The sequence below is a fragment of the Rhizobium sp. CNPSo 3670 genome (genome assembly GCF_057784555.1).
The window spans coordinates 113,794-138,261 of record NZ_JBXSOL010000005.1; the positions used below are offsets into that span (position 1 = coordinate 113,794).

General features: G+C 60.8%; 24 protein-coding genes. 8 read left to right on the forward strand and 16 right to left on the reverse strand.

The genetic code is table 11. From position 1 onward, the window contains the following. The 8 genes from ku (AC13QO_RS06815) to AC13QO_RS06850 form a co-directional block, all read right to left on the reverse strand. A complete protein-coding gene (gene ku, locus AC13QO_RS06815; RefSeq protein ID WP_285195195.1) occupies positions 1–819 on the reverse strand; it encodes a non-homologous end joining protein Ku in 819 nt (272 codons plus the stop codon). A gap of 12 nt (positions 820–831) precedes the next feature. Beyond that, positions 832–1,731, reverse strand: a complete 900-nt coding sequence (gene ku / locus AC13QO_RS06820; protein ID WP_285195194.1) for a non-homologous end joining protein Ku — start codon at positions 1,729–1,731, stop codon at positions 832–834. A gap of 228 nt (positions 1,732–1,959) precedes the next feature. Next, positions 1,960–3,018, reverse strand: a complete 1,059-nt coding sequence (locus AC13QO_RS06825) for an ABC transporter ATP-binding protein (RefSeq protein WP_488540249.1) — start codon at positions 3,016–3,018, stop codon at positions 1,960–1,962. 5 nt (positions 3,019–3,023) lie between these two features. Continuing rightward, a complete protein-coding gene (locus AC13QO_RS06830; RefSeq protein ID WP_285195192.1) occupies positions 3,024–3,854 on the reverse strand; it encodes a carbohydrate ABC transporter permease in 831 nt (276 codons plus the stop codon). Between the two features lie 4 nt (positions 3,855–3,858). Further along, positions 3,859–4,794, reverse strand: coding sequence for a carbohydrate ABC transporter permease (locus AC13QO_RS06835; RefSeq protein WP_085781048.1), 936 nt, complete (start codon positions 4,792–4,794; stop codon positions 3,859–3,861). A 211-nt stretch (positions 4,795–5,005) separates the two neighbouring features. Next, positions 5,006–6,265 (reverse strand): ABC transporter substrate-binding protein, encoded by a 1,260-nt coding sequence (locus AC13QO_RS06840; RefSeq protein ID WP_085781046.1) that lies wholly within the window; start codon positions 6,263–6,265, stop codon positions 5,006–5,008. A 35-nt stretch (positions 6,266–6,300) separates the two neighbouring features. Beyond that, a complete protein-coding gene (locus tag AC13QO_RS06845; RefSeq protein WP_488540250.1) occupies positions 6,301–7,473 on the reverse strand; it encodes a PLP-dependent transferase in 1,173 nt (390 codons plus the stop codon). Beyond that, positions 7,470–8,192 carry a FadR/GntR family transcriptional regulator gene (locus AC13QO_RS06850; RefSeq protein ID WP_221156424.1) on the reverse strand — a complete coding sequence of 241 codons (723 nt, stop codon included), beginning with the start codon at positions 8,190–8,192 and terminating at the stop codon, positions 7,470–7,472. Before AC13QO_RS06850 ends, AC13QO_RS06845 begins: the two co-directional genes overlap by 4 nt. 738 nt (positions 8,193–8,930) lie before the next feature. Between AC13QO_RS06850 and AC13QO_RS06855 the strand changes: the two genes are divergently transcribed. Further along, the gene (locus tag AC13QO_RS06855; RefSeq protein ID WP_488540251.1) at positions 8,931–11,459 is read left to right on the forward strand and encodes a methyl-accepting chemotaxis protein; all 2,529 of its coding nucleotides are present in this window, start codon (positions 8,931–8,933) and stop codon (positions 11,457–11,459) included. 520 nt (positions 11,460–11,979) lie between these two features. Here AC13QO_RS06855 and AC13QO_RS06860 read toward each other — a convergent pair. Next, positions 11,980–12,795, reverse strand: coding sequence for an endonuclease/exonuclease/phosphatase family protein (locus AC13QO_RS06860; protein WP_285195189.1), 816 nt, complete (start codon positions 12,793–12,795; stop codon positions 11,980–11,982). Positions 12,796–12,890: 95 nt separating this feature from the next. Then, entirely contained in the window at positions 12,891–14,354 is a 1,464-nt protein-coding gene (locus AC13QO_RS06865) for a phospholipase D-like domain-containing protein (protein ID WP_488540338.1), read from the reverse strand. A gap of 159 nt (positions 14,355–14,513) precedes the next feature. Here AC13QO_RS06865 and AC13QO_RS06870 point away from each other — a divergent pair, with 159 nt between their 5' ends. From AC13QO_RS06870 to AC13QO_RS06885, 4 genes are all read left to right on the forward strand, one after another. Further along, positions 14,514–15,155, forward strand: coding sequence for a UdgX family uracil-DNA binding protein (locus AC13QO_RS06870; RefSeq protein ID WP_488540252.1), 642 nt, complete (start codon positions 14,514–14,516; stop codon positions 15,153–15,155). A 142-nt stretch (positions 15,156–15,297) separates the two neighbouring features. Continuing rightward, a complete protein-coding gene (locus tag AC13QO_RS06875; RefSeq protein WP_085781041.1) occupies positions 15,298–15,564 on the forward strand; it encodes a DUF2934 domain-containing protein in 267 nt (88 codons plus the stop codon). Between the two features lie 269 nt (positions 15,565–15,833). Continuing rightward, positions 15,834–16,004, forward strand: a complete 171-nt coding sequence (locus AC13QO_RS06880) for a hypothetical protein (RefSeq protein ID WP_198175570.1) — start codon at positions 15,834–15,836, stop codon at positions 16,002–16,004. A gap of 105 nt (positions 16,005–16,109) precedes the next feature. Further along, positions 16,110–17,315 (forward strand): MFS transporter, encoded by a 1,206-nt coding sequence (locus AC13QO_RS06885; RefSeq protein ID WP_488540339.1) that lies wholly within the window; start codon positions 16,110–16,112, stop codon positions 17,313–17,315. Between the two features lie 31 nt (positions 17,316–17,346). Here the strand turns inward: AC13QO_RS06885 and AC13QO_RS06890 are convergent, their stop codons facing one another. Genes AC13QO_RS06890 through AC13QO_RS06915 form a run of 6 tightly spaced genes read right to left on the reverse strand, consistent with a single transcriptional unit; the run spans position 17,347 to position 22,876 of the window. After that, entirely contained in the window at positions 17,347–18,039 is a 693-nt protein-coding gene (locus AC13QO_RS06890; RefSeq protein ID WP_097600899.1) for an amino acid ABC transporter permease, read from the reverse strand. Between the two features lie 18 nt (positions 18,040–18,057). Further along, positions 18,058–18,765, reverse strand: coding sequence for an amino acid ABC transporter permease (locus tag AC13QO_RS06895; protein ID WP_183701300.1), 708 nt, complete (start codon positions 18,763–18,765; stop codon positions 18,058–18,060). A gap of 56 nt (positions 18,766–18,821) precedes the next feature. Next, positions 18,822–19,640, reverse strand: a complete 819-nt coding sequence (locus AC13QO_RS06900) for an amino acid ABC transporter substrate-binding protein (protein ID WP_488540253.1) — start codon at positions 19,638–19,640, stop codon at positions 18,822–18,824. 15 nt (positions 19,641–19,655) lie between these two features. Then, the gene (locus AC13QO_RS06905) at positions 19,656–20,396 is read right to left on the reverse strand and encodes an amino acid ABC transporter ATP-binding protein (RefSeq protein ID WP_285195185.1); all 741 of its coding nucleotides are present in this window, start codon (positions 20,394–20,396) and stop codon (positions 19,656–19,658) included. 9 nt (positions 20,397–20,405) lie between these two features. Further along, on the reverse strand, positions 20,406–21,881 hold the full coding sequence (locus tag AC13QO_RS06910) for an NAD(P)-binding domain-containing protein (protein ID WP_488540254.1): 1,476 nt from the start codon (positions 21,879–21,881) through the stop codon (positions 20,406–20,408). Beyond that, entirely contained in the window at positions 21,878–22,876 is a 999-nt protein-coding gene (locus AC13QO_RS06915; RefSeq protein ID WP_488540255.1) for a LysR family transcriptional regulator, read from the reverse strand. Before AC13QO_RS06915 ends, AC13QO_RS06910 begins: the two co-directional genes overlap by 4 nt. Before the next feature lie 158 nt (positions 22,877–23,034). Between AC13QO_RS06915 and AC13QO_RS06920 the strand changes: the two genes are divergently transcribed. The 3 genes from AC13QO_RS06920 (at position 23,035) to AC13QO_RS06930 (ending at position 24,466) form a co-directional block, all read left to right on the forward strand. Next, positions 23,035–23,517, forward strand: a complete 483-nt coding sequence (locus AC13QO_RS06920) for a CMD domain-containing protein (protein WP_488540256.1) — start codon at positions 23,035–23,037, stop codon at positions 23,515–23,517. Then, on the forward strand, positions 23,514–24,089 hold the full coding sequence (locus AC13QO_RS06925; RefSeq protein WP_085781035.1) for a peroxidase-related enzyme: 576 nt from the start codon (positions 23,514–23,516) through the stop codon (positions 24,087–24,089). Before AC13QO_RS06920 ends, AC13QO_RS06925 begins: the two co-directional genes overlap by 4 nt. Before the next feature lie 170 nt (positions 24,090–24,259). Next, positions 24,260–24,466 carry a hypothetical protein gene (locus AC13QO_RS06930; protein ID WP_488540257.1) on the forward strand — a complete coding sequence of 69 codons (207 nt, stop codon included), beginning with the start codon at positions 24,260–24,262 and terminating at the stop codon, positions 24,464–24,466. Positions 24,467–24,468 lie beyond the last annotated feature (2 nt).

Genomic DNA, 24,468 nt, shown 5'->3' on the forward strand with positions numbered 1-24,468 from the left:
TCAATGCCTGTCGGGTCGGTTCTCGGCATCGACGGATTTACGCAGGGCGTCCATGATGTTGATGACGTTGCTGGGCACCGGCTCCGCCTTCTCCTTGCCCTTGGATTTTGCTCTGACGGGCTTCTTCATTTGTTTCTTCTTGGCCTCGATGATGTCGAGCAGCCTATCCTGCACGGGGTCGGAGACCATCTTCGGGGTCCAGTGCTGCGTCTGCTTCTTGATGAGCTGCTGGACCAGCGGCATCATCTCACTGTCCGCCGGTTGATCGTCTACCCGCTCGAAATAGCTCTCCGCGTCGCGCACCTCGTCCCCGTAACGCAGGGTCCAAAGAACGATGCCTTTGCCGCGTGGCTCCAGCATCACGGCGCGCTCGCGGCGCGCAATCACCAGTCGCGAGATGCCGACCATGTCCTCGGCGGCCATCGCATCGCGGATCACCGAGAACGCCTCCTGGCCGACCGGATCGTCCGGTGAAAGATAGTAGGGCGTGTCGAGCCAGATCCATTCGACGCCGTTGCGCGGCGTAAAGACCTCGATATCGATCGTCTTGGTGCTTTCAAGCGCAACGTTCTCCAACTCCTCGTCTTCAAGCAAGACATATTCGTTCTCGCCACGCTGATAGGCTTTCACTTCGTCTTCATCTTTCACGTCTTTGCCGGTCACGGCGTCGACATAGTGGCTAACGACGCGGTTTTGGGTGGCGCGATTGAGCGTGTGAAAACGCACCTTCTCATTTTCGGAAGTGGCCGGCATCATCTGCACCGGGCAGGTGACGAGCGACAGTTTGAGGTAGCCTTTCCAGTAAGGCCGGATCGCCATGGAAACCTCCGATCACCCGGCGCGGCGCTGGTGGGCGCCGGCCGGGCTGCGTGATTTCGTCGTCGACGCGCGCGCGGCCTTCTGTCTGCTCTTTCCGGCATTGGCATTTGCAGCGGTGCGCTTCGTCTTGGCCGGCGTCGCCATGCCGGCGCTTTCGCGTAGCGCCTGTAGCAGGTCGCTCGGTTTGGGAGCCGGCGGCGCCTTTTTCTTCGGAAGGGTGCGGCCTTCGATCTTGGCCTTCACCAGTTCGGCGACGGCCGCTTCATAACGGTCGTCGAACTGCTTCGGGTCGAACTCGCCCTTCTTGGTGTTGATGATGTGCTTGGCAAGCTCCAGCATCTCGCCTTCGATCTTGAGATCCGGCATCTCCTCGAATGCCTTCTCGGAGGAGCGAACCTCATAATCGAAGTTCAAGGTTGAGCCGACCAGCCCTTTTCCATGGGGCCGGATGAGGAGCGTTCGCAGGCGCCGGAACAGCACCGTTCGGGCAATGGCCGCGACCTTGGCTTTCTTCATACCATCCCTCAGGAGTTTGAAAGCGTCGCTGCCCATCTTGTCGGGAGCCAGATAATAAGGTTTGTCGAAATAGACGTCATCGACCTCGTCAAAAGGAATAAAGGCCTCCACCTTCAGCGTCTTGTCGCTTTCGGGAATGGCGGCCGCGACTTCCTCGGGCTCGAGCACGACATAGCGGCCGTCCTCGATCTCAAAACCCTTGACCTGGTCCTCGCGCTCGACCGGATCGCCGGTCTCACCGTCCACGAATTCTCGGCGCACCCGGTTGCCGGTCTTCCTGTTCAGCGTATGAAACGCGATCCGCTCGGATGTGGAGGCGGCGGTATAGAGCGCCACCGGGAAAGCCACCTCTCCGAACTTGATAAAACCCTTCCAATTCGCCCTCGGGGCAACCATCTCGCTCGCGCTCCTGACGCAACCTGTGCGAGTCAACCGAATCAGTTTACGATTGGTTCCGAGTCAAAACGAATCAAATTTCAATAGCTTAATCAGAATTACCCACGCTTTTTCCGAGTCTCTTTCATCTCCTTGAATCTGATAGGTGTTTTTCTTGACTAAGTGCTTTTAAGGTGAAAACAACCAGAAGATAAAGCCGCTGCGGACCGATCTCCCTGTAGTGACTGCTCATTCGATGCGTTGTCCCTCGCCGTCGAACACATGCAGATATTGGGGCGGGAAGGCGACATTGACCTTCGGCCCCGCCTTCAGCGCTTCGCGGTCCAGAGTGAAGATCTTGAACGGCAGGCCATGCAGGGCGAGGTGCAGGATAATGCCGAAGCCGGTGGGTTCGACGAGTTCCACGTCGGTGGCAAGCCCGCTCCCGTCGTTCGTCATCAGCACATGCTCCGGCCGAATGCCGAGCGTCACCTTCGTGCCGTCTGCAAGCGGCAGCGGCTTTGCCAGCGGCACGATCGTTCCATCCTTCAGCTTGACGCCGCCTGCGGTGTAGCTGGCCTCGAGGAAATTCATTCCGGGCGAGCCGATGAAACCGGCGACGAAGAGATTGGCGGGGCGATCATAGAGTTCCAGCGGACTGCCGACCTGCTGCACCACGCCGCCATGCATGGCGACGATCCGGTCCGCCAGCGTCATCGCCTCGATCTGGTCGTGGGTGACGTAGATCGAGGTCGCCCTCAGCTCGCCGTGCAGTTTCTTGATTTCGGCGCGCATCTGTTCGCGCAGGCGCGCATCGAGGTTGGAGAGCGGTTCGTCGAACAGGAACGCTTTCGGCTGGCGGACGATGGCGCGGCCCATGGCGACACGCTGGCGCTGGCCGCCGGAGAGCGCTTTGGGCCGCCGTTCAAGCAACGGGTCGAGGCCGAGCTTGGCGGCGGCCGCGGAGACCGCGCTCGCGATCTTCTCCTTCGCCGTTTTCCGCAGCCTCAGGCTGTAGCTCATATTGCCGGCGACATTCATATGCGGATATAGCGCATAGGACTGGAACACCATGGCGATGTCGCGGTCCTTGGGATGCAGTTCGTTCACCCGGGCGCCTGCAATACGGATCTCACCTGATGTGACTTCCTCCAGCCCGGCAATCATCCGCAACAGCGTTGACTTGCCGCAGCCGGAGGGACCGACGAGCACGACGAATTCGCCATCTCTGATGTCTAGGTCGACGCCGTGCAGCACCTGCACGTGGCCATAGGCTTTGCGGATATTCTGGATATCGATCGATGCCATTCTGTTTAACCCTTGACCGCGCCGGCCGTCAGGCCCTGGACGAGATAACGCTGGATGAGCAGGAAGAAGAGGCCGGCAGGAATGAGCGCCATGACGCCCGCCGCCATCATCTGCCCGAAATCCACCGAGAATTTCGAAACGAAGGTGAGAAGCCCGACGGGGAAGGTCGCCGCATCGTTGCCGTTGATCAGCATCAGCGCGAAGAGCAGTTCGCTCCAGGCGGCGGTAAAGACGAAGCCGAGCGTCGCGGCGATGCCGGGCAGCGTCAACGGCAGGATGATCTGGCGAAACGCGGTGAACTGCGTCGCCCCGTCGATCATCGCCGCCTCTTCGAGATCCTTGGGAATGCCGTCGAAGAAGGACTGCATCAGGAAGGTGGCGAAAGGCACGTTGAAAGCGGTGTAGACGATGACGAGGCCGGTCAGGCTGTTGGTCAGATGCAGAGGCGACAGGATCTTGAAGATCGGCGCGACCAACATGACGAGCGGGAACATCTGGGTCAGCAGCATCAGGGCGACGATCCAGTATTTCGCCCGAAAATCGAAGCGCGACAGCGCATAGCCGGAAAGCGAGGCGCAGATGGTCACGGTCACGGCCGTCGAGGCCGAGACGATCAGGCTGTTCTTGAAGAAAGTGGGAAAGGCGCTGTGCTGCAGCACGAAAGCATAGTGATCCCAGCTGGTGCGCGACGGCCACATCCGCACGCCCTCGGTATAGAGCAGATCGTTCGGCGTCACCGAGACCTTGAGCAGCCAGAAGAGCGGGAAGAGCGCGAAAGCGATATAGCAGAGGATCGCCAGACGGTGCGCGATCGTTGGGATGACGGATCGTTTCATGGCCTCAATCCTTGTTCAGCAGCGTCTGCCGCAGCAGGATGATCAGCATCGAATAGGCAAGCAGCAGGGCCAGCAACACCAGCGCGATCGCCGAGGCGTAACCGAAATCGAGCCGCTTGAAGGCCGTGGTGAAGATGTAGCTCGCGACGATCTGCGTCCGGTCGGCCGGCCCGCCATTGGTCATGACGACGATGAGATCGGCGAAGTTGGAGATCCACACGGTGCGCAAGAGCACGGTGATGGCGATCGTCGGCGCGAGAAACGGCAGGGTGATCGAGCGGAAACGCTGGAACCAGCCGGCACCATCGATAGAGGCCGCCTCGTAGAGATCGCGCGGGATGGCCTGCAGCGCCGCAAGCAGGGTGATGGCAAAAAACGGAATGCCCCACCAGACATTAGCGACGATCGGCCCCCACATCGCATGATCGGGATCGGATAGAATGTTGCCCGGCTCATGCATCAGCCCGAGCGCGAAGAGCCAGTGCGGGATCGGCCCGATGACCGGATTGAACAGCCAGGCCCAGTTGAGACCTGCGAGAAAGGACGGCACCGCCCAGGGCAGGAAGACCAGCGCCTGCGCGATTGCGCGGCCCGGGAACGGCTTGTCGAGCAGCAACGCCAGAATGAGGCCGAAGATGAATTGCAAGACGACGGATGCGCCGGTCCACCACAGCGTGTTCCTCAGCGCACCGTAAAAAGCCGCGTCGCTCGACAACTCGCGAAAATGCTCGAGCCCGATGAAGCCGCCGGAAAAGGGGTTGAGCAGCTGAATATCGCGGAAGGCATAGGACAGCCCGAGCGTCAGCGGCACCAGCATCACCGCAATGATCAGGATCAGCGACGGCGCGCTGTAGAGATAGGGCTCCGAAGCATCGGCAAGACGGCGCAGCCACGGCCTGCGGTCGCGACGCATGTCGAGCATATCGGCGGAAATGGTCATCGGATTGCGGTTTCCATTGTCTTGATCAGCGGAGTCTCGCCCGGGTGATACTTCTGAAGCAGGAGGTCGAGGCCCCCTCATCCGCCTGCCGGCACCTTCTCCCCGCTGGGGAGAAGGGAATATGCCGCGACGTCTCCGTTCTCTTCTCCCCAGCGGGGAGAAGGTGGCCCGAAGGGCCGGATGAGGGGGCTCCGCACTCAGCGCCCACCAATTACTTTTTGGCCAGGAACTTCTGCTGCGCCTTGGTCAGATAATCCGCCCACTGGTCAGCCAGGTCCTTCGCCGAGATATCGCCGAGCAAGGCCTGTTGCGAGGTCTTGATCGCGAGCGAATCCTTGAAGAAGGCGAACTCCTCCAGATAGGTCGGCATCACGGTCGGCACGGTGTTCGGATCCGCCAGTTCCTCGAACCAGCCCTTGAACTGGTCACCGGCATAGAAGGGATCCTTCTCGGCCGCCGTATAGGCCGGCAGGGCGCCGATGCGCTTGTTCCACTCGATATTGCCTTCCGGCCCTTCGAGGGTCGCGATCAGCTTCCAGGAGAGATCCTTGTTGGCGCTCGTCGAAAACATCGACCAGCCGCCATAGCCGATGGTCGGGAAGGACTTGCCGTCGGGCCCCTTCGGCAGCGGCGCAACGCCGAAATCGTCCTTCTTCATGCGTTCGGCAATGGCGATCAGCGCATCCGGATCCTGGTCGAGGAAGGCGCAGGTGCCGGAATAGAAGCCGGCGACGACTTCGTTGAAGCCCCAGTTGACGCTGTCCTTCGGCGCATAGCCCTTCTTGTAGAGATCGACCATCCACTCGATACCCTTTGCCCAGCCGGGGCTGTTCATGGTCGAGGTGCCGTCTTCCTTGAAGTACTTGTTGTCGCCGGCCATCGTGGCGGCAAAGATCATCCAGCCATTGAGGCCGCCCGGGCCGCCGCGCATGCAGTAGCCATATTTGCCCGGCAGCTTGGAGACCTTTTCGGACGCGGCAGTAAACTCCTCGAGCGTCTTCGGCGGCGCGGCGACACCAGCCTCCGAAAGCAGCTTCTTGTTGTAGAACATTGCCCTCAAATAGAAGCCATAGGGCAGCATGTAGGCGGTGTTCTTGACGTCGCGGCCGAGCTCGAGCGCGCGCGGCGTCAGCTCCTTGGTGTGCTCCCATTTTTCGAGATAGGGCTCGAGGCTTTCGAGCATGCCGTTATTGGCATAGAGCGACAGCCAGGTATCGGGCATCTCCATCACATCGGGCACGTCACCGGCCGAGACCATGGTCGCGAATTTCTGGAAGGCTTCGTTCCAGGGCAGCGAGATGATATCGACCTTGGTGCCGGGATTGGCGGCCTCGAACTTGCCGACGATCGATTTCAGCGTTTCGGTGCGCTCCGGGCTGGTGATGACTTCGACAAGCTTGAGCGTCGTATCGGCAAAGGCCGTGCCGGCCATCATCGAAGCAAAGAACGTCGAGATTATTAGTTTTTTCATGGCTCAGTTCCCCCTTGTTAGGTTTCTCTCGGGTTTCAGGATTGTGAGGCGGCGGCGAGCGCCTCCTCGATGTCCCTCCACAGAGCCTCGGTTCCTTCGAGGCCGACATGGAGGCGTACGGATCGCGCATGGATGCCGAAGGTTTGCGCGGAGTTCGGCTGTGCCTTCTGCTGAAGCACGACCTCGCCTGGTACGATCAGGCTTTCATGCCCACCCCAGCTTACACCCAGTTTGAACAGCTTGAGATGGTCGGCGAAGGCGCGGATATCGACGCCGTCGCGGAAGATGAACGAGAACAGGCCCGAGGTGCCGTTGAGCCCCGCGGGCAGGCGGTTGGCAAGCCCGGGATGGCAGACCGTCTCCACCACCTCGAGCTTCTGCAGGCGTCTGGCGATTTCAAGCGCCGATGCCTCATGCGCCTTCATGCGCAGCGGAAGCGTGCGCAGGCCGCGGATCAGCAGCCAGGCATCGAACGGCGAAAGCTTGCCGCCGAGATAGGGATAGGCCTCGGCTTTGATGCGCGCGATCATTTCCTTCGAGCCGGCGACGACGCCCGCCACCACATCGCTGTGGCCGCCGAGATATTTCGAGGCGGAATGGATGACGAGCTCGACGCCGAGCGTCAGCGGCCGCTGGAAGAACGGGCTCGCCCAGCTGTTGTCGATCATCGAGACGACGCCATGGCGCTTGGCGAGGGCGGCCAGCGCACCGACGTCGTGCGCCTCCATCACCCAGCTCGTCGGGCTTTCCAGGTAGAGGAGCTTGGCGCCGGGCAGCGCGCTCGCGACCGCTTCCTCGTCGCGCCCGTCGACATAGGTCACCTCGATCTTCATCCGCTTGAGGATGGTGCCGAACAGGCGGAAGGCATCGGGATAGACATGCTTCACGGCGACGATGCGGTCGCCCGGTTCGACGAAGCTCAGCACCGCCGAGGAAATCGCCGCCATGCCGCTCGCAAAACCCAGCGCATCCTCCGCACCTTCGAGCTTGGCCAGCATTTCCTCGAAGGCGCGCACCGTCGGGTTCAGCCCGCGCGTATAGGTCGGCCGCACCTTCTCGCCGCGATAGACGGTGATCATTTCGTCGTAATCGGAAAAGGTGAAAAGCGAGGTCTGGAAGATCGGCGGCACGACGGCGTCGGCGAAGTTGCCGTCGTCGTGGGCGGTGATGAGGGAAGCAAGATCGAACGGATCTGCGCCATTACTCATTTGGACATTTCCTTGATATCTTCCTCGACGATATCGAGAATTTTCAATGTCTCCGCGCGCGCCGCCTCCGGATCGCGGGCAGCGATCGCGTTGAAAAGCGTGCGGTGAAAAGGAAAGGACCGGCGGGCGAAATCCTGCCGGTCGAACGGATGCTCCCAGAAGCGCTCGAATGTCTCGCGCATCTGCTCGAGAAGCTGGCGAAACAGCGGGTTGTGGGTGGCGTCGTAGACGGCGAGATGGAAGGCGAGATCCTCCGGCCCGGATGTGCCCTTCTCCAGGTGCACCCGCTCCATCTCGTTGAGCTTCTCCTCGATGACGACGAGGTCTCTTGTCGTGCGCCGCCGGGCGGCGACCATGCCCGCCTCGCATTCGATGCCGCGGCGAACCTCCAGCGTCTGCAGCAGCGCATCGCGCAGATGCGCCGCGTCGAAGGACAGCGGCATATGGATCGTCGCCCGGGACACCGGCTTCAGCAGATAGGTGCCGCTGCCCTTGCGCGTCTCGATGACGCCGAGCGCCTGGAAATGCCGGATCGCCTCGCGAATGGTCGAACGGCCGACGGCAAGGGCCGCCATCAGCTCCCGCTCGGCCGGCAGCCGATCACCCGCCTGCAACCGCGCTTCCTCCACATAATCCGCCAGCGCATCGGTCACCTGACGCGCCCGGTCCATGACGGGAAGCGGCCGGATCACCGGCCTGTCGCTACGATTTGCCTTCATGGTTCCCCATTTTTTCTATCAGGCAGCCAGATCAATTGGTCTGACATCTTAGCATTTCTCAAACGTGGCAAGACGTCAAGCCGAGTTGTTTATAATAAGGTCGATCTTGCTGCGTCGCTCCCTGGGCAGAAGCGGTTCTATGGTTTGCCATTTTGCGTCGGTAGGTCACCACGTACCAGGGCAGCCTCCTGAAAGGCACCTTGAATTAAAACACAGCTGATTTGGCCAAGCACATTATCAACAGGACCTCGGCAAGGATTGCCCCGTCACCGGGAGCGCCTAAAGTGTCGGCGCCTGCGACCTGCCCGAACCGCGATTTCCACAATCTCGCGCTCCTGTTTCACGAAGTCGCAACGAACGCTGCGAAGTACGGAGCGCTCTCCGTTGGCGACGGGCACGGACGGATGAATGCAGATCCGACCCAGCCCTCTTCGGCTTTGAAAGCATCCTGGAGCAAAGGATAGCGCAAAACCTTGACATCCATATCGAGCGATCATGGACGCCTGATGAATTGTCAATTCGGCTTTCGCTTCTCCGTCTCGTGATCACGTAAGCCTTCCGGCTCGCCCGGGGCTTACAAGGGAGATGCATGGCATGGCCATCGCCATACCGAATGACACCTCCGTTTCGCGATTTGGCCGGTGTTGTTCTCCGCGCGGCAACAGAGGCGACGCCTAGTCCCTTCATCGGTCCTTAAGAAAAGGATGGCAGCTTTACCTCAATTTGGGGGGTGCATATATGGTACATGGGTTGATGTGGCGGGCTCGCATTCAGACGAAGGTGCTCGCGCTTTTGGCGCCATTCGTCATTAGCCTATGCGCAGTAGGGTTGACGGGGTACTACGCGTCGAGCCTTCTCGAAGGTCGGATGGAGATCTCCAACCATATTTTGCAGTCTCTGAACGGGTTCAAGCTTGTTTCTTCAAGCATGACCGGCTTTCTGATGAAGCCGTCGCAGGAAGCTCGTGACACCGCGCTTGCGGACGCCCGAGAGCAATTGGCAAACCTGAAGCAGACGATCGAGACTCTAAGGCCGACGACCGATGTGGGGCTTCTCGACCGCGCGCTCGATCAGTCGCAAATCATCCCGCAAAAGATCGAAGCGATCTGGCAAATCGAAACGGGACAGCAGAAAATTCTCAGCGACGTGGACGCTGCTTCCGCGGCGCTTCTTGACCTGCAAGGGCAGGTTGGCAAGCGCTCGTTCATGCTGATGGCGAGTGCGAAAAAGATGGAAAATGCCAACAAGAGCGGCCTCAGCAACGCCGTCTCCATCACCGCGGCCGCCAGTGTTGCGACAAAACTTAGCAATGATTATACGAACGCTACAACGTCGGCTGACAAGCTTAGCCTTCTAGCCAAATATGCGCCCGATTTGCAGAAGACAAGGGAGCAGCTTTCGCCTGCGATCGGGACCGACAGAGAAGCCCTCGCAACGCAGTATGCCGCTGCGGTAGATGCCATCCTTAACGCTTCGAAGGCGTCGCCAGACACTTTGGATGTCCCGACAACGGATACCGCCATCGCTAATCTTGCTGCTATTGGGGACAGTCTCAAGACAATTGGCGACGATCTGATGCGGACCTCAGTACTCGCGCTTGCCGCGTCGGACAAGGATATCTCTCAGGCGACGAACGTCGGCAACCAACTGCGTGCTATCGTTAACAGCAATAACGAGATCCGCGTCGGCTTCGCCGAACTTGCAGGCAAGCCAGACGACGCGCGAGTGAAGAAAGTCCAGCAATCAATCTACATGTATCAGACCGAGCTCGGCCGTCTCGCCGGCGTGGTGACCGACGATCCGGTTTTTGCCGAGATTCCGAAGAAGGCTCAACCCGTTCTCGATCTGCTTGCGGCGAACGCGGCAGCGCTCTCCGACGGTGCGCTCCGCAAGCTTGCTGAGTTCGACCGCGCCGCGGAGCAGATCGACAACACCTGGAACCTGCTTGCGCAGTTCGCCGAGACGCAGAAGCAAAATGCTGGACAGGATCGTCAACAGGCCAATAGGATATCCGGCGGCGCGATTGTCATCGGCATCCTAATTGCCATGGCCGCAGGTGCCGCGCTGGTCTTCACACTGAAGGGACCTATCGCCCAGATTACCGCAGCGATGCGCAAGATCGCCGAGGGAAGGCTCGACACCACAATAACCGGCGAGACACGGGCCGACGAAATCGGGGAAATGGCCCGTGCGCTTTCGGTCTTCAAACAAAATGCGCTGTCGAAAGTCGAAATGGAACAACAGGCCGAGATCGCGCGTCGTGAGGCAGAATCTGAGCGCGCCCGCAACGAACTCGAGCGACGTAACGCACAGGTTCAGGTTGATGCCGCAATCGAGGCGCTGGCGGAAGGGCTCACGCGGCTGTCGCGCGGGCAGTTGAATTTTGCGATCGATACGCCCTTTGCCCCTGAGCTCGATCGGATCCGTACCGATTTCAACATGTCGGTGGCGGGTCTCAGAGAGACCCTCTGCGAGATCCGTGAGACGTCTTCCCTCATTAGCAATAATGGCCGCCAGATGGCGGAAGCCGTCGATGACTTGGCCAGTCGAACTGAAAAGCAGGCGGCTGCTCTTGAAGAAACCGCAGCGGCTGTGGAGGAGATTTCTTCCGCCGTCAACACCTCTTCAGGACGGGCAGCAGCAGCGCTGGCGCTTGTCCAACGCGCCAAACAGGGCGCCGACGCCTCGGCTTCGGTGGTCCAAAACGCAGTATCGGCTATGGGACGGATCGAGGACGCGTCGGGCAAGATCGTACAAATTGTCAGCGCCATCGATTCCATCGCTTTCCAGACCAATCTCTTGGCCCTGAATGCGGGAGTCGAAGCGGCGAGAGCGGGTGAGGCCGGCAAGGGCTTTGCAGTCGTGGCGCAGGAAGTGCGGGAGCTGGCGCAGCGATCGGCTCGCGCAGCCAAGGAAATCGGCGAGCTCATCAACAATTCTGTCCGAGAGGTTGCGTCGGGCTCCGAGTTCGTCGGCCGCACTGGCGACGCGCTGATGGAGATTTCCAGCGAGATCGTCCACATCGTCGGCCATATTGAACTGATCGCCGCGTCAAGCCGCGATCAAGCGACGACACTCAATTCGATCAATGCGTCGGTGAACGATATTGATCGTATGACGCAGCAAAATGCGGCGATGGTGGAAGAGACCAATGCCGCCACGCAACAGCTATCGTCAGAGGCGCTCGCACTTACCGAGATGATCGCACGCTTTCAGCTTGAAGGCCTTGAGAGCCCGGCTTCTAGAGGCTACGAGGCCGCCGCATGATGGCAGCGTGTACGCAGACCCTGTGACCTGCTTTGAAATGTGAATCATCAGCGACTGCTGCACGTCGTCAGCAGCGTGAGCTCGGTATGCCACAAAGTCCCGACGATCACGATTTGTGGCCAACGGCTGTTGGTCAGGACTGAGCCGGTTAGGCGCATGAGGAGCATTGACGGTTCTGAACGTCGTCGGCATCGCTGCGGACGTGATTGTCACAGACTCATGGCCCAGTGACGCAGAAGAAGGCGAATTGGCGGCCTTATAGGTGTCAGCATCGCCCCTCGACCAAGGCGCCGCAACACAATCTTTTTGCCTTGTCCACCAGTGGCGAGAGGCAGGAAGTGACCGCAGACGCGATGTCACATCCGACATGTCGTTCCCGCGAGGCAAAGGCTTTCCTGCTTCACGCCCAGAACGCATTTGATGGAGTGGGCGACCTCTTAAGCGCAGTCGAGGCAGTTATCGAAGGAGTGTCAGACGCATCATACTCGTCGGGAGCTTTCGAAACATCAGCTTAGAGATGCTACCCACCCACCGGCGTCAGGTCGACGAGCGCCTTGATCGGCAGGTGATCCGAGGCGATGCGGGCGAGCGGTGTATCATGCGCCTCCACCTCGGAGATGATGCCCTTGCGGTTGGCGATGATGCGGTCGAGGGCCAGAAGGGGCAGGCCGGCGGGAAAACTCGGCACGGCGGGCGGCAGCTCGCCGAAGGCGGATTGGAATGTGTTCAGCGACGAGCGGTCGCCGAGCCGCCATTCGTTGAGGTCGCCGAGCAGGATGGTCGGCATCTCATGCCTGTCGTTGATCAGTTCGACGAGGGTCCGGGCCTGCTGGGCTCTGCTGTGGCGCAACAGGCCAAAATGCGCGGCGATGATCCGCAGCGCGCCGCCCTCTTCCAGCTCGATTTCGACGACGAGGGCGCCGCGCGGCTCCAGCCCCGGCAGTTTCACCTGGTGCACATCATGCACCAGCCCCTTCTTGAACAGCACAACATTGCCGTGCCAGCCATGCGCCTTCGCCATGCCGGCGATCGGCACAGGGATCAGCCCCGTCTCCCGCTCCAGCCGGCCGAGATCGAGTATGCCCGTGCGCTCGCCGAAACGTGTGTCGGCCTCCTGCAGCGCGATCACGTCGGCGCCGATTTCATGGATCACGCGGCTGGTGCGCTCCGGATCGAAACGGCGGTCGGTACCGACGCACTTGTGGACATTGTAGGAGGCGATCAACGTTCCGGCGCTCCGCGGCCTTGCCTCCATATGCGCCGCGTCAAGCCGCTTTTTCCTGCTCCTGATCGAGGCGAGAATGCTGGCGGGAAGACTGTCTTTCCTGGCGTGCATTGGGAAGCGCACTTGTTCCGTTGATCAACGAGGCAACTCACTCGGCAGTATAGGCGGCCGCGCGGAACTTGCCATGTCGGAATGCAAAAAATCCGTCAGAGATAGGGCGAACCAAGCCACAGCACCTTCTCAATGAGCCGCACCGGGAAGGGCCGCCCGCGTAAGCCGTCCAGCGTCACCAGCGTTGCCGATTTCAGGGTTTCTTCGATATGCTCGTCGATCTCGGCGGCAAAGCCCTCATTCAGCACTTCGAGGTCGACCTCGAAATTCAGCCTGAGCGAACGTGGATCGAGGTTGGAGGAGCCGACATAGGCCCAGGTGCCGTCGATCGTCAAAAGCTTCGAATGGCTGAAGCTGCCGGTCGAGCGCCAGATGCGGCAGTAATTTTTGAGAATCTGATCGAATTGCGCCGTCATCGCCCGATCGACCAGCATGAGATTGTTGAGAGCCGGTACGACGATATCGACTTCAACGCCCCGCCGCGCCGCCGTCACCAGGGCGCTGATGAGTTCGCGGTCCGGCAGGAAATAGGGCGACATGATGCGGATCGATTGACGCGCAACGGAAAAGGCGCCCATCAGCATCTTATGGTTGGTTTCCAGGCTGCGGTCCGGTCCCGAAGCGACGACGCGCATCAGGATGGGGTCGCCGGGGCTGCGCTGCGGCGGTTCGATACGCCAGGCCTCGTCGTTCAACAGTTCGTCGGTGGTGAACCGCCAGTCTTCGGCGGCAAGATCGAAGAGATCGGCGACGACCGGGCCGGTGACGCTGAAATGCGTATCACGGGCAAAAGTCTCCCCCGTCGCCTCCTCGCTGAAACCCGCCCTGATATTCATCCCGCCTGTCAGCGCAATGCGTCCGTCGACAATCAGGATCTTGCGGTGGGTGCGCAGATTGGCATAGGGCAGCCGCAAACCCATGATGACATTGCCGTTGAAGACAGCGACGGTGACGCCGCCCTCCTTGAGATGGCCAAGAATGCTCGGCACCGAATAACGCGCGCCGACGGCATCGATCAGCACCCGGACCGTCACACCCCGTTTCACCGCGGCAATCAGCGCATCGGCGATGCGCAGGCCGATGACGTCACGGTCGAAGATGTAGGTTTCGAGCAGGATGCTGCGCTCCGCTTCATCGATGGCGGATTTCATCGCGGCATAGGCCTCGTCGCCGGTCTCCAGCATGTCGATTGTATTGCCTGAGGTCAGCGGGTTGCGTGTGACGCGGTCGCCAAGCGTCTGCAGCGCCGCAAAGCGGCGGCCGAACTGGCTGATCACGGTCTCGGCGTCGGCGTCGAACGTCTCCAGCTCGTCGGTCCCGGGCGCAAGCAGCAGGGCGTCGCGACGAATGCTCAGCGATGCGCGGCGGATGCGATTGATGCCGGCAATCGCATAAAGCAGCGCACCGACAACAGGCGAGAGGATGATGACGCCGACCCAGCCGATCGCCGCGCGCACCTCCTCCTTGGTCATGGCGGCATGGATCGCCGCCGCGGCTCCCATGGCGATCGAAACGACAAAGAGGATATGCGGCCAGTAGGTCGACAGGAGATAGAACATCGCTGGCCAATATAGCCGCGAAACGGCGGCGTTCAATTATGCCGCCGCTCCCCCATGGCGCGAAATTTTCCTCGGGATTGTTTTGCCGTGGTCCCCGTTCGATCGCGGGAACAATCGCGATTGAGATCGATTCCTCCTCAGGAGATGAGGATTGCCATCATGAACATCGCAGCAAACGTCGGTCCTGCCTTGGAGCTCGAAGTCGCGGATGCCGAAAGCATTGCCGAACTCCGGCGTCAGGCCGAGGACTGCACCCGCTGTGACCTCTATCGCAATGCGACGCAGATCGTCTTCGGTGAGGGTCCTGGAAAGGCCGAGATCGTCCTTGTCGGCGAGCAGCCCGGTGACCGGGAAGATATCACCGGCAGGCCCTTTGTCGGCCCGGCAGGCCATCTGCTCGACCTCTGTCTCGAGGAGGCCGGTCTGGATCGTCAACGCTGCTACGTCACCAATGCCGTCAAGCACTTCAAGTTCACGCCGCGCGGCAAACGGCGGCTGCATGCGAAACCCAATGCCGGCGAGATAAGGCGTTGCGCCTGGTGGCTCGGCGCGGAACTCAACATCCTGCAGCCGAAACTCGTAGTGGCGCTGGGCGCAAGCGCGCTTTACGCGCTTCTCGGGCCGAAGGCGAAATTGACGCCCGAGCGCGGTCATGTCCTTCAGCCTGCAAACCATCCGCCGGTGCTGGTGACCATCCACCCCTCCTATCTCCTGAGAATTCGCGATGGGGCCGAGCAGCAAAAGCAGCGCCAGGCATTCGTGTCAGATCTGCACAGGGCGGCGGAATTTCAACTTCGATGAATGCCGATTCTCAACCTTGATATGCTGCAATGCGAAATATTTGCGGTTGCGTTCCGATTTCGCTTGAAACCGCGCTCCTCCTCTGGAACCATCCTGACAGTATCGCGTTCGAACGACGGCAAAATGTGACTGGAGATCAGCGATGGCAGAAACTCGGGAAGAGTGGATCAAAAAACGTGCATACGCCCTCTGGGAAGAAGAGGGCTATCCGACAGGACGGGATTCCATCCATTGGGAACAGGCACGCCACGAGCGCGACGCGCTCGAAGGCTCCTCTTCCAACGGCAAAGAGGCCAAACCCCGGGCCAAGCGCGCCGCAACGACCACCAAGGCCGCCCCTGGCGCCAAGACGAACGGCGTTGTCACTCCGGCGCCCAAGCGGACGGCAAGCCGCAAGACGGCATCCTGACTGCTGGAATACCGATCACATTCAAAAAAGGGCGTCGTTGCGACGCCCTTCGGCTGTGCTTTGTCATATCCCTGAATTAGTTGGGTTTTAAGAGAGATTGCAAGCGGACCTGCCGCGCGGGGGTGAACAAAGACCGGATGACGCTGCAAGCTTTGAAGCTTCCAAAAAAGTTGAGGCTTCGCCCGCAAGCCGGGAACAAGACCATACAAAGACTGTTTGTGGCGAAAGAGGAGGCAGCCATGAACGATCCTATCCAAATGGTGTGAGCCATGGAAATATCGCTCGTGCTCATCGCCGCTCTGCTTTATCTAGGTCTGGCGCTCGGCTTCATCCTCGCCGTCGATAACCTGGTCGGACTGGTTTTCCGCGAGTCCCACACCCCGCTGCAACTGCCGTCCTTCGGCATTGGCCGCGCCTTCGCAGCGTCGCAGCGGAAATAACGGTTCTCGGCTGGCGCCCACGCACGATTAAAACGTAGGGTGGGCCTGGCGCGTCGGCCCGAAAATCGGAATTGATTTTCGGAAAGCAGGATGAGATCGAGGACAATGGGACAGGCGCGAAGCGTTCAGCCGGCGACTTGGCTTTTTGCGGCGCGCTCCTTGCGCGACTTCGGCGACGGCTTCGTGGCCATCCTGTTGCCTGTCTATCTCCTTGCTCTTGGATTTTCGCCCCTGCAGGTCGGTGTCATTGCGACGGCATCCCTCTTCGGATCCGCTCTTTTGACGATCATCATCGGATTTCTCGGCGCGCATCATGATCTCCGCCGCCTGCTTTTGGCAGCCGCCGGCCTGATGGTCGCCACCGGTGTCGCCATGCCCATGATCGACGATTATGCGCTGCTGCTCGCCATCGCGTTTGCCGGCACGATCAACCCGTCGGCAGGCAGCGTGAGCATCTTCGTCCCGCTTGAACATGCGGTCCTTGCCCGGGAGGTGACCAGCGTCGACCGAACGAGGATGTTCGCGCGCTACAGCCTCGTCGGGGCGCTTGCTAGCGCCGGCGGCGCGCTTGCCGCAGCGCTGCCTGACGTCATGACCCGGCTCGGGATGACGCAACTGAGTTCGATCAGGCTGATGTTCGTTCTCTATGCGCTCGTTGGCATTCTCGGGGGCCTTCTTTATGCCTGCATACCGCCTCGCCCGGTGACGCACGAAGAGCACAAGCCATCCGCACTCGGGCCTTCGCGCGCCATCGTCATGAAGCTCGCAGCCCTCTTCAGTCTCGATGCCTTCGCTGGAGGTTTCGTTGTGCAGTCCTTGCTCGCGCTGTGGCTGTTCGAACGATTCGATCTTTCGCTGTCCGAGGCTGGAGTGTTTTTCTTCTGGACGGGTGTTCTGTCGGCGTTTTCGTTTCCTGTTGCCGCCCGGCTATCGAAGCGGATTGGACTCGTGAACACCATGGTGTTCACCCACATTCCATCAAGCGTAGCTCTCGCCCTTGCCGCATTCGCCCCCACCTTGCCGTTGGTGCTTGCCTTGCTGCTGGTTCGGGCCGCGCTTTCGCAGATGGATGTGCCAACCCGGTCTTCCTACGTGATGGCTGTTGTCACCGAGGCGGAGCGAGCCGCCGCCGCAAGCTTCACATCGGTGCCGCGCAGCCTCGCATCGGCGGCCAGCCCTGCCCTCGCGGGCGCTCTTTTCGCCGCGTCCTATCGCGCTTGGCCGCTTGCCATCTGTGCCGGCCTAAAGATCATATACGACCTCTTGCTGTTGCTGCAGTTCCGCCACCTCAAGCCGCCCGAGGAATCCTGAAGTGCATTGCCTGCAGTGGGCGCATGCCCCCTCAGGTCCGGACTCTGAGAGCTCGTTCCGTTCTGTCGGCGATTTGGGTCACGGCATAGGCGATCACCATATAGATCACCACGGCGACCAGGAAGGCTTCGAGGTAGTAGAAGTTCAGCGCCGCGGTCAGCTGCGACTGCGCGAAGATGTCGACCACCTCGATGGCGAAGCCGAGCGACAGCGCCTTCATGATCACCATGAAGGAGTTGGCGAGATCCGGGATGGCGGCGACGATCACCTGCGGCAGCATGACCCGGCGGAAGAGCTGGCTCTTCTTGTAGCCGAGCGAATAGGCGGCGTCCGCCTGCCCCGTGTCGAAAGAATTTAGGGCGCCCTTCACGACTTCGGCCTGGAAGGCTGCGACGCAGGCGGTGAGAGCGACGATCAAGGTCACCCAGTTGGGCGTGGAGTGGCCGTTATAGTCGATGCCGACGAGCGACGTCGTGAACTGCAGAAACGACGGCAGGCCGTAGTAGGCAAGGAAGATTACGATCACCATGGGCACGCCTTTGAAGGCGACCTTGTAGGCGACGACGAGCTGGCGGAGCACCGGGATCTTCCGATACTCGACCATGGCAAACAGGCTGCCGACGATCGTCGATAGGACGAAGATTGCGAGCGCCATGGCAAGCGTCAGCGGCACAGCGCCGAGGATCTCATAAAGGTCGGGGAGAAGAACTTCGCTGTCGAAAATCATGCCTTGCCTCCTCGATCAGACGCTGGCCATCAGCGGGGCACGGATCGTCGCGTCGCCGGGCACATATCTTCCCGACCGACGCTCGAAGGACCTCACGACCGCCCAGGCGATGAGGCAAAGGACCGAGTACAGCACCGCCAGTACGAGGTAGGTCTCGAACTGGTATTGGTTGTAGTCCCGCTCCATCACGAGGTGGGCGGTCGCCATCACGTCGGCCGCGCCGATGTACATGACAAGCGCCACGTTGTGGATCAGGTAGATGATGGAGTTGCCATACCCCGGCAGCGCAATGTGGACGGCCTGCGGAGCGATGACGCGCAGTAGCTTTTGGCGGAAGGTGTAGCCCAGGCTGTCCGCCGCATCGTGCTGGCCTCGCTCGACTGCGAGGTAGGCCGGACGCATGACCTCCGAAAGATAGCCGCCATGGTAGAGGCTGAGGCCCAGCATGGCGGCTATCGTCGGCGAGACGAAGTCGCCGATACCGAACAGGCCGACGAGCACGGGAAGCCCATAGAAGGCGACGAACAACTGAAGGACGACGGGAACGCTGCGGGCATAGGAGACGTAGAGGTCGGCCAACTGGCTGATCACCGGGATCCTGCGCACCCGGAACGTCGTCGCGATCAATGCCAGCACGAAGCCGGCGGCCATGGCCGTGAATGTGATCGCAAGCGTCAGCGGCAATGCCGAGAGCAACTCGGGGATCATTATCGAAAGGTCCACTTGGGAACGCTCCTTCTTTCAGTCTTTGGCCTGGTCGCCGGCTTCGAAGCCTGGGGTTACTTCATGTATGTGGTGATGTCCTCGCCGAACCACTTCTGCGAGAGCTTGGCGAGCGTGCCGTCGGCCTTGAGCTCCTTCAGTGCCTTATCGAAGCCGTCGGCGAGCGCCTTGTTCTCTTCCGAGCGGTGGATCAGCACGAAGGTGTTGTTGATCGCGACCGGCTCGCTCGCCTGAAGGTTCAGCTTCTGCTCGTCGATCACCGTCTGCTCGCCGAGATTGGACGGAAGGACGAGCGCATCGTACTTGCCGTTCTCGACTTCCTTCAGACGGTCCGGATAAGGGATGCCTGCGCTCGAAGCGGTGATCTCGATCTTGTAGTCGGGATTCTTTTCCTGCCAGGCCGTCGCGAACTTGTAGATGCCGCCGCCTGCCGTCACCGGCACGATCTTCTTGCCGACCAGATCCTTCATTTCCTTGATGCCGCTGTCCTTGCGGCTGTAGATCTTGATCAGGCTGGCGCCGATCGGAGCTTCCGGGATGAGAAACTGCTTCTCACGAGCCGGAGCACGGTAGTAGCCGCCAGTCGCGACGTCGTACTTGCCCGTCGCAAGACCCGTTTCCTGCGCGATGTCGGCCGCGCCTTCCATCACGAACTTGTACTGCGGCAGCTTGGCGTTGATCGCCTTCAGGACGTCGGGCTCGTAGCCCTGCGGTTCGACGCCGATCGCACCCCACGAGAGTGGCTTCGATTCCGCCGCGGTGGCGATCTTGATCGTCCGAACGTCTTCGGCGAAGGACGCAGTTGCGAAGGCGATCGCGACGCCTGCTACGGCGAGACCGAGACCACGGCGCGAGATTGAACTCATGGAAGTCATTTCAGGCATCCTTTCTTACTGGATCGCGCGTTCGGAATTGAGAAACTGAGCGAGGCGCGGGTTGGAAGGGCTATCAAAGATTTCGAACGGACTGCCGTCGGCTGCGACGACACCCCGGTCCATGAAGACGATGCGGTTCGAGATGTTCTTGGCAAACTGCATCTCGTGCGTGACGAGAAGCGAGGTGATGCCGGAGGACGTGACATCCTTGATCACCTTGAGAACCTCATTCACCAGTTCGGGATCGAGCGACGAGGTCGGCTCGTCAAAGAGCATCACATCAGGTTTGACCGCGAGCGCTCTGGCGATGCCGGTTCTCTGGAGCTGCCCGCCGGAAAGCTGCGACGGATAGTTGTCGAGCTTGTCGGAAAGCCCCACTCGCTCGAGCTCCTGCAGCGCGATGGCGCGGGCTTCCTCCTTCGCCTTGCCCTGCACGACGACAAGCGGATCCATGACGTTCTGGATGACCGTCATGTTCTTGAAGACGTTGAACTGCTGGAACACCATCGCGGTGCGCAGACGGATCGCCCGGACCGCAGCCTTGTCCGGGCGCGCGAAGTCCATCCGGATATCGTCGAAGGCAATCGTTCCGGATGCGGGCTTCACCAGATGATTGATGCACTTCAACAGCGTCGTCTTTCCAGTGCCGCTCGGACCAATGATCGAAACCACGTCACCGCGTTTCACCGACAGATCGACACCGTTGAGGATGTGGGTGCTACCGTAGGACAGCTTCAGCTTCTTGATCTCAAGCATTTTCGGATCTCAGCTCCTTTCGGAAGATAATTCGGAGAGCGCCTCGGTATCGTCATCGGCCCACTCGTCTCCAAGTAGTTCCGGCGTGTCGAAGGCCTGCAGGTTTTCGAAGTGTTTTGCGCGGTCCGCGACGAAGAGCGATCGGACGATGCCGCGCGCCAGGCGGTCCGCGCCCTCGCTGATTGCGGGGATGTCGCCTGTGAGCTTGCCGTGGCTGAGCGTTGCCGGGAAATTGAAGCAATGGACCTTCGACAGGGCCGGGCACAAGCCCGGTTCCCTCTCGAGAAATTCGAAAGCGTCTCCAAGATCGGGCGAACCTTCGAGTTCCGCATTCGCCATCCCGGCCGGCGTTGGAAAGCGGTCGCGCCAGAGGCGGATGAATGGTTCTAGGGCGGCCAGTTCCGGCCGATTGCTTAGGTCGATCTTGAAGCCCGTGCCGAAGATCAGGAAGTCGACCGGATAGCTTGCGCGAGGGGTCGTTACAACGACGTGGTCGCCCTGCTCTTGCAGACCGCTGATTGGGCTCTCGAGATGAAGGTGAGCCTGCTCGAACGAACTGACGCGCAGCACGCTCGGGCGTGGCGGCGGCGTCTGCTGACCCATGGCATAGTTCAGGAAGCGCCACTTCCACTCGTCGGGAAGTCCTGCAAATCCATGCACGACACCCTGGCTGCCGATGCCAGTGAACTTGTTGATCCGCGGCAGCGTCTTGCGGCGGACGAACATATCGAGACGCGCGGCACCGGCTTCGAGCGCGGACGCCGCGTTGTCCATCGCCGACGCGCCAGCGCCGACCACGCCAACCCGCTTGCCGCGCAGCGCCCCAAAGTCGATCGCGTCAGCGGTGTGCGACCAGAATTTTCTGTCGATATGTTCGGCGATGTCGGGCAGGTAGGGGCCGCCGAGGCCGTCGCGCCCCGTTGCCAACACGACGTGGCGGCAAATGATCGTTTCCTTGGCGTCGTCCTGGCTGCAGACGAGGTCGAACATGCCCTCCTCGCGCGGCAGGATCGCATCGACGGCCATGCCGTTGCGCACCGGCAGCTCCAGCACCTTCCGATACCAGATTAGATATTCCATCCACGTCTCGCGAGGCGCGCGCTCGAGCGCGTCCCACGCAGCACGGCCGAAGCGCGCTTCGTAATAGGCCCGGAAGGTCAGCGCCGGCAGGCCCATGGCAGGACCGGTAAGCTGTTTTGGCGAACGAAGCGTACGCATCCGCGCGAAGGTGACCCACGGACCTTCCCGGCCGGCAATCGCCTTATCGAGGACGAGATGGTTGGCAACGCCGAGACGCTTCAGCATTCCGGACGCAACGAGGCCCGCCATGCCGCCGCCGATGATGACAACGTCGACGACCTTCTGGCCATCGGCTTCGCGAGCAGGAACCCAGGCCTTGGAGGGCAATTCCAACCACGAGAGGTCCTGGCGCAGACGCTCTTCGAGAGCGGCGAGGTTGTCGGGAAGCGTAGAAAGGTCGCTCATGTGGGCGCTCCTTCAGAATTGACGGCTTGCCCATAGACAGTATCAGCCAGCGCATCCGCACCATTTGCTTCCAGCAGGCGACAGCCGGGCATTGCCAGGGCCTCCGCGCGTGCGGCCTCGATGACGGCGGTGACCGTCGGGGTGAGCGGCAGCGCCGCTGCTGAGATCGCGCCGAACAGGAAGGGAATTTTCTGGTCGACTTTGCGCATGACGATCCCGTCCATTGGCACGCCACAGACGGTCGCAGGCTCGACGATGGCAACACCCAATCCGGCGCGGACGAGCGAAAGCGCTGTCAGCGAAGCATTCACGTCGATGATACGTTCCGGAGCGACTCCGGCGCGTTCCAGGGCCTCGTCAACGCGATGACGCAGGCGGTATGGATTGGCAAGGGTGATGATTCGGCGATCGGCAATATCCGACAGACGAACCAATTCATCAGCAGCCAGGGGATCGGCTGCACCAATGGCGACGACGCAGGGAGCCTCGGCGATCCAGTGAATTTCCAGACCGGGATGCTCGAGCGGCAGGCTTGATATACCGAGATCAGCCGAGCGAGCGACGATTGCCTGCACCACGTTTTCCGCCGCGAGCGCCTGGACGTGGAGATGGCGAGGAATGAGATCCGCTGGCAGGGCACCCAGTGCCTGCGGCAGGAGCCCTGCCGCAAGCGACGGCGTCGCGGCAATCGTCAGTGTTGCCGGCTCGTCGCGGCCGATCGCCTCCGCCCGCTCCCGGATATGGATGAGGCTCGCAAGGTGACGTTCCACCTCGCCATGAAAACGCAGCCCGCGCGAGGTCGGCTGGATGCGCCCGCTGCTTCTATGGAGAAGCGCGTAGCCGAGATCGGCCTCGAGGTCCTGTATCAGCCGGGAAACTGCTGGCTGCGAACGTCCAAGCAGACGGGCCGCACCGGTTACGCTCCCTGCGGACATTACTGCCGCGAAGGCCTCGAGCTGTCGGATGTCGATCGAGTTACTATGCATATAAGACATCAACCATTCCCTCTCATGTTATTAAAGCATGAGTTTTCCATTAAATCACTGGAGAATAGATAATTATTTCACATAGAGTTCGGAATATCATGCTAATTTGACATGGATCATGACGAGGCCTATCTGGTGCTCTCCGCGAGATGCAAAGGAGCTTCCCCTTGACACTCATCGAAACTCTTGCCGCCGTGAGGCCTGGCTCAGCGCTTGCCGAAGCCATCGAGAAGCGTGCCGAGATTCTTCGCCTAAGCGAGGCTGCTCACGACGCCGTGCTCCTTCCCCGCGATCCGGGCGGCCTTTCGCATGGACTGAGAGCCGCTCTCGCCGCGCGCATGGCCCGGCACAACGGCAACGAGGCGCTCGCCGATCACTACGATGATCTCGTCAAACGCGCCGCAGAAAAGTCAACTGCGTTGCTCGCGCAACCGGGCACGAACGTGGATGACGGCCGGACCGCCGAGATCGTCCGTCACGCCGACCGACTGACGCTGGCGCCGCGCGATTCAACCCGTGGCCATATAGAAGCATTGCGAAGCGTGGGCGTTGGCGATGCCGACATCGTCCGCCTTTCCGAGCTGGCCGCCTTCGTGAACTACCAGGTGCGCGTCATCGCAGGATTGGCGCTGATCGGAGCAAGGCAATGAGCGACGTCGTTCACAGCTTCACCACCACGGTTCCGCGCTGGGAGCCCTACGTCGTACCGGTCGACCTTGAGACCGCCACCGAGGAACAGCGCGAAGCGATGCAGGTCACGCCATCCAACAAGGGCATCTCGACCTATGTCTTGACTCTCGCACACGACCCGGAATCGCTTGCGGTCCGCTCCCCACTATTCAATCTGATCATGTATGGGAAGGACGGGCTTTCATTGGGCGAGCGCGAATTGGGAGCCACGGCCGCGTCTGTCGTCAATCGCTGTGTCTACTGCGCCGCCGTCCACGCGTCCCGGTTCATCAACTATACCAAGCGGACCGACGTGATCGACGCGATCTTCGCCGATGAACTCGGCGCGGAACTCGACGAGCACCTGCAGGCGATCTTCGACTTCTCCGCCCGCCTGTCGACAACGCCTCCGCAAGCGACCAAGGCGGATGCGCAGGATCTCGCCGAAGTCGGTCTCTCCGAGCTTGAATCCCTTGACCTTGTTCTGTCTTCCGCGATCTTCGGCTGGGCGAACCGCCTGATGCATACGCTTGGCGAACCCGTCAAGGATTGAGCTCTGCCGGATTCCGCCCGGCTTTTGTGCCACTGGTCGCGAACTAAACCGGTGAGGGGAAGGTCCGCCGCCCGAAGACGGACCCTGGGTCTCACATCTTGGCTGATAACCGAGCAGGCGCAGTCGGTCCTGAGAGTTGGCCGTCCACATTCGCGCCCTTGATCATCGCTATGCTTGATCTCTGCGCCATCACCCGGCTGCAGTGCGACGGCATCTCGTCCCGCGGCGCCGTGGTCTTCCGGGAAAGGATCTCCTATCTGATGAGAAGGCATCCGCAATTGCTTGCCTCTGTCTCGCGCGCGACGGCCGGTCTGGCCGGCCTCGTGCTCGTCGCCGTCGCCGCGGTCGAGATAGCAAACTGGTTGGACGCGCGATGAGG

Coding starts and splice junctions, on each gene's coding strand:
- ku (WP_285195195.1), bottom strand. CDS start 819: ATGGCGATCCGGCCTTACTGGAAAGGCTACCTCAAACTGTCGCTCGTC.
- ku (WP_285195194.1), bottom strand. CDS start 1,731: ATGGTTGCCCCGAGGGCGAATTGGAAGGGTTTTATCAAGTTCGGAGAG.
- AC13QO_RS06825 (WP_488540249.1), bottom strand. CDS start 3,018: ATGGCATCGATCGATATCCAGAATATCCGCAAAGCCTATGGCCACGTG.
- AC13QO_RS06830 (WP_285195192.1), bottom strand. CDS start 3,854: ATGAAACGATCCGTCATCCCAACGATCGCGCACCGTCTGGCGATCCTC.
- AC13QO_RS06835 (WP_085781048.1), bottom strand. CDS start 4,794: ATGACCATTTCCGCCGATATGCTCGACATGCGTCGCGACCGCAGGCCG.
- AC13QO_RS06840 (WP_085781046.1), bottom strand. CDS start 6,265: ATGAAAAAACTAATAATCTCGACGTTCTTTGCTTCGATGATGGCCGGC.
- AC13QO_RS06845 (WP_488540250.1), bottom strand. CDS start 7,473: ATGAGTAATGGCGCAGATCCGTTCGATCTTGCTTCCCTCATCACCGCC.
- AC13QO_RS06850 (WP_221156424.1), bottom strand. CDS start 8,192: ATGAAGGCAAATCGTAGCGACAGGCCGGTGATCCGGCCGCTTCCCGTC.
- AC13QO_RS06855 (WP_488540251.1), top strand. CDS start 8,931: ATGGTACATGGGTTGATGTGGCGGGCTCGCATTCAGACGAAGGTGCTC.
- AC13QO_RS06860 (WP_285195189.1), bottom strand. CDS start 12,795: ATGCACGCCAGGAAAGACAGTCTTCCCGCCAGCATTCTCGCCTCGATC.
- AC13QO_RS06865 (WP_488540338.1), bottom strand. CDS start 14,354: ATGTTCTATCTCCTGTCGACCTACTGGCCGCATATCCTCTTTGTCGTT.
- AC13QO_RS06870 (WP_488540252.1), top strand. CDS start 14,514: ATGAACATCGCAGCAAACGTCGGTCCTGCCTTGGAGCTCGAAGTCGCG.
- AC13QO_RS06875 (WP_085781041.1), top strand. CDS start 15,298: ATGGCAGAAACTCGGGAAGAGTGGATCAAAAAACGTGCATACGCCCTC.
- AC13QO_RS06880 (WP_198175570.1), top strand. CDS start 15,834: ATGGAAATATCGCTCGTGCTCATCGCCGCTCTGCTTTATCTAGGTCTG.
- AC13QO_RS06885 (WP_488540339.1), top strand. CDS start 16,110: ATGGGACAGGCGCGAAGCGTTCAGCCGGCGACTTGGCTTTTTGCGGCG.
- AC13QO_RS06900 (WP_488540253.1), bottom strand. CDS start 19,640: ATGACTTCCATGAGTTCAATCTCGCGCCGTGGTCTCGGTCTCGCCGTA.
- AC13QO_RS06905 (WP_285195185.1), bottom strand. CDS start 20,396: ATGCTTGAGATCAAGAAGCTGAAGCTGTCCTACGGTAGCACCCACATC.
- AC13QO_RS06910 (WP_488540254.1), bottom strand. CDS start 21,881: ATGAGCGACCTTTCTACGCTTCCCGACAACCTCGCCGCTCTCGAAGAG.
- AC13QO_RS06915 (WP_488540255.1), bottom strand. CDS start 22,876: ATGTCTTATATGCATAGTAACTCGATCGACATCCGACAGCTCGAGGCC.
- AC13QO_RS06925 (WP_085781035.1), top strand. CDS start 23,514: ATGAGCGACGTCGTTCACAGCTTCACCACCACGGTTCCGCGCTGGGAG.
- AC13QO_RS06930 (WP_488540257.1), top strand. CDS start 24,260: ATGCTTGATCTCTGCGCCATCACCCGGCTGCAGTGCGACGGCATCTCG.